The following is a 4137-nucleotide window of genomic DNA, read 5'->3' as shown; positions in this document are numbered from 1 at the left end:
CTCGCCACAAACGCCTCAGCCGTCAAATCAGGACGCCCCACATACCCACGCGCCAAACCCACCCCACCAATGAACAACTCACCCGCCACACCGACCGGCTGGAGCTGGAGGCGGGAGTCGAGCACATAGAGCCGGGCGCCGTCGATGGGGCGGCCGATGTGGACGCGCTCAAGCTCGGGCCCGTACTCGGCGAGGCTCACCGCGACGGTGGCCTCCGAGGGGCCGTAGCCGTTGAAGAACCTGCGCCCCGGGGTCCAGGTGTGGGCGAGGTCGAGCGGGCACGCCTCGCCGCCGACGGAGATACAGCGCAGGAAGGGCAGCGAGTCCTCGGGGAGCGTCGAGAGCGCGGCCGGGGTCAGGCTGATGTTCTCGACGCCCTTCTCCAGCAGCAGATCGGTGAGTTCGCTCCCGATCAGCTTCAGCTCGGGGGGCGGCAGTACGAGGGTGCTGCCGGACAGCAGCGCCGCGCACAGCTCCCACACGGAGATGTCGAAGCTCAGCGAGGTGCCCTGAAGGACCCGCTGAGGGGTGTCGAGCCCGAAGTTCTCGTGCTGCCAGCGTGAGATGTTGCGAAAGCCCCTGTGGGTGACGGCCACGCCCTTGGGCCGGCCCGTGGAACCCGACGTGTAGATCACGTACGCCAGGTCGTCGCAGGTCATGTCGGCGGCGACCGGGGCGTCGTCCCACCGCTCAAGCTCCGTCCAGACGTCCTCCACCACGAGGACCGTCGCGTCCGACTCCGGCAGCACCCCCACCGACGACCTGGCCGCGAGCACCACGCGCAGCCCCGCGTCCCCGACCATGTACGCCAGCCGCTCCCGCGGGTAAGCCGGGTCGAGCGGCACGTACGCCCCGCCGGTCTTCAGCACGGCGAGCACCCCGACGACCATCTCCACCGACCGCGGCACACACAGCCCGACCAGCGACCCCCGGCCCACACCGCGGCCGCGCAACACGGCGGCCAGCCGGTTCGCCAGCCCGTCGAGCGCCGCGTACGACACCTCCTCGTCGCCGAAGGCGACCGCCACCCGGTCCGGGTACTTGGCCGCCTGGGCGGCGAACAGCTCGTGGAAGGGCGTCGGCTCCGCCGCCCGCCGCCTGATCTCCTGGAGTTTTTGGCGCAGCAACGCCTGCTGGTCCGCCGTCAGGTTCTCGAACCGGGGAAGCAGTTCACTCATGGTTTTCACTCGTCTCGGTAGCCGGTGAAGCCTTGAGGATGTGTGCCTCAAGATCGCTGGGCGACATTTCCTGGATTTCGGCGACGAGCTGTTCAAGAAGCTCTCGCTCCTCGGCGGTGCCGAGTCCCGCGGCGAGCGCCGACAGATCGAGGTCCGCCTCTGCGGCGGTCTGCCGCGGCGCGGACATGCCGTGCTTGAGGACCTGCCTGCGCTCCTCCTCTGTGAGGACGCTGATGCCGCTCAGCCGCGCCCCCGGGTCCCCGGCGATCTGGCCGCAGACGCTCCGCAGATGCCCGGCGAGCCGCTCGATCGCCTCCCGCTCGAAGCGGGCGCTGTCGTACTGCACCTGGAGGTGGAGCCGGTCGGGGACGGTGACGACGACACCGAGGGGCGAGTCGATCCGCTCTTCCGAGCGGGTGAGGTCGAAGCGGAGCGCCGCCTTGTCGTCCTTCTCCACCGGGTAGTTCTCGAAGACGAAAAGGCTCTCGAAGAGGGGGGTGCCCGCGGGCAGTCCGGCCCAGCGCTGGATGTCGCCGAGCGGGGTGTGCTCGTACTGCCGCATCCGCAGGTTCCGCTCCTGGAGGTCGGTGAGCCAGTCGAGCGCGGTCCCGTCGTCGGGTATGCCGACGCGGACCGGGAGCGTGTTGATGAAGAGGCCGACCATGCGCTCGACGCCCTCGACCTCGGGGGGCCGGCCCGACACGACCGTGCCGAAGACGACGTCGTTGCCGCCGGTGTAGCGGCCGAGCAGCAGCGCCCAGCAGCCCTGCATCACGGTGTTGAGGGTGAGCCGGTTGGCGTGTGCCATCCGCTGGAGGCGTGCGGTGAGTTCGTCGTCGAAGGAGAAGACGAACTCGGCCTGCCCGCCCGGCCGCACGGGCGTGGCCCCGGCGCCCGGGTGCCGCTCGATGCTGAGCGGCGACGCCGCGTCGACGCCCTGGAGGGTGTCGCGCCAGTACTCCTCGGCCTGCGCGAGATCCTGCCGCTGGAGCCAGGAGACGTAGTCCCGGTAGGGGCGGCCAGGCGCCCGGTCCAGGGGACGGCCCTGGACGAGCGCGCCGTACTGCGCGGCGGCTTCTCCCAGGATCAGGCTGATGCTCCAGCCGTCCAGGATGGAGTGGTGCGCGCTCCAGACGAGCTGATACGAGTCCTCCGCGGTACGGGCGAGCAGCATCCGCCACTGCGGTGCGTCGTGCGGCTCGAACCCGCGTGCCCGGTCCTGTGCGAGATACGTGTCCAGCAGCCCCTGCCGCGCCTCGGCGTCCTCCGCGCGCCAGTCGACGACGTCCAGCGGCACCGGCGGCGCCGACCAGACCAGTTGGAGGGCTTCGCTGCCCTCGGTCGTCCAGAAGCTGGTGCGCAGGATCGGATGGTGGCGCATGACCTCCGACCAGCTCCGCCGGAACGCGTCCACGTCGAGTTCCTGGTCGATCCCGAGGACGAGCTGTACGTGGTAGACGCCCTCGCCCTGTGCGTACTGGCTCTGGAACCAGAGGCCCTGCTGTACGGGGGTCTGCGGGTAGCAGTCCTCCAGGGGGCGCCGTAGTCCGCCCGCCTGCCATACGGGGTGTGTGCGCAGGGAGTCGACCAGGGCGTCGACGCGTTCCTGTGTCAGCTCCGCGAGGGGGAAGTCGGAGGGGCTGTAGCCCACCGCGCCAGGGCGCACCGCCTGCGCACCGATGCCCCGCAGCGCGTCCAGGGTGTCCATGGCGACACCTCGGACAGTCTCCTCCGCGTGGACCGCGCCGTCGTACGTCCACTCCATGTGCAGTTCGCCGTCCCGGACATGGCACACGATGTCGAGCGGATACGGACGCCGGTTCTCCGCCGCCCAGTCGGGCCCCGCCAGCCCCGACGAGGCCGCGAAGCCTCCGGCGAAGCTGTCGTCGAACTGGCCGAGGTAGTTGAAGCTGACCTGCGCGGGCGCGGCGCCGCTCAGGGACGTCTCGACGGGGCCATGGGCCAGTAGCCCGTAACCGATTCCCTGCCTGGGCCGCTCCCGCAGCACCTCCTTGACCCGCTTCAGCCCCTCGCCAAGGCCGTCCGCGTCCGCAACCGGCAGCCGCAGCGGCGAAATCGTGGTGAACCACCCCGTCGTGCGCGCCACATCGACATCGCCGAACAAGTCCTCGCGGCCGTGCCCCTCGACATCCACCCGCACAAATGCGGACCCACACCAGACGCCGACCGCGCGCGCCACCCCGGTCAACAAGACGTCGTTCACCCGTGTGTTGAAAACCGCGGGCACATCACGCAACAACCGCCGTGTCTCTTCGGCCCCCAACACCGCCTCGACGACCCGGCTTCCCTCCGCGTCGGCGGATTCGTCCACGGGCAGTGTCCCGGCGGTCTCCGCCTGTTCGCGCCAGTACGGGACCTCGGCGGCGGTCTTCTCGCTCGACGCCTCTGCGGCCAACTGCCGCGCCCATTCCCGCCAGGAACTGGATTTCGCGGGCAGCGCCAGTTCCTCACCGCGCCGCACCTGCCCGGTCAGCGTCTCGACGTCCTCCAGCAAAACCCGCCACGACACCACATCGACCACCAGATGGTGCGCCACCAACAACAGCCGATCGCGCCCGTCACCCCACCCCGTGAACAACACCCCACGGAACACCAGACCATTCGCGAGACTCAGGCCCGCCTGCACCCGCCCCGCAACCTCGGACACATATCCCTGGCGTCGGTCCTCCGTGTGCTCGGAGAGGTCGCACACCTCCCACGGAAGTACTTCCGGTACGCCGAGGAGTTCCGAGGACCAGGCGCCGTCCGCGCCCTGAACAAACCGGGCGCGCAATCCGTCGTGCTGCTCCAGCACGCGGCGTACGACGCGCTCCCAGTCCGCACCGGCAATCCCGTCCTCCACCTCCACGAGTACCGACTGGTTGAAGTGCTGGGGGACCGCGAAGTCCTGCGCGAAGAACCACCGCTGAACAGGCGTCAGCTCCACCGGACCCATGAC

The 4137-nt window shown here is 70.0% G+C and carries 2 protein-coding genes; both read right to left on the bottom strand.

Translation table 11 applies throughout. The annotated features are described in order from the left end of the window. A partial coding sequence (locus tag ACIBIW_RS36710) for an amino acid adenylation domain-containing protein (RefSeq protein ID WP_399342883.1) occupies positions 1-1178 on the bottom strand: 1178 nt, incomplete at its 3' end. Further along, a partial coding sequence (locus ACIBIW_RS36705; RefSeq protein WP_399342881.1) for a condensation domain-containing protein occupies positions 1171-4137 on the bottom strand: 2967 nt, incomplete at its 5' end. The genes ACIBIW_RS36705 and ACIBIW_RS36710, both read right to left, overlap by 8 nt.

Source organism: Streptomyces sp. NPDC050560 (assembly GCF_044457285.1).
In the GTDB taxonomy this organism is placed as follows: Bacteria; Actinomycetota; Actinomycetes; order Streptomycetales; family Streptomycetaceae; genus Streptomyces.
Note: the sequence above shows the minus strand (reverse complement) of the source record. Positions and strands in the feature narration are given on the sequence as shown.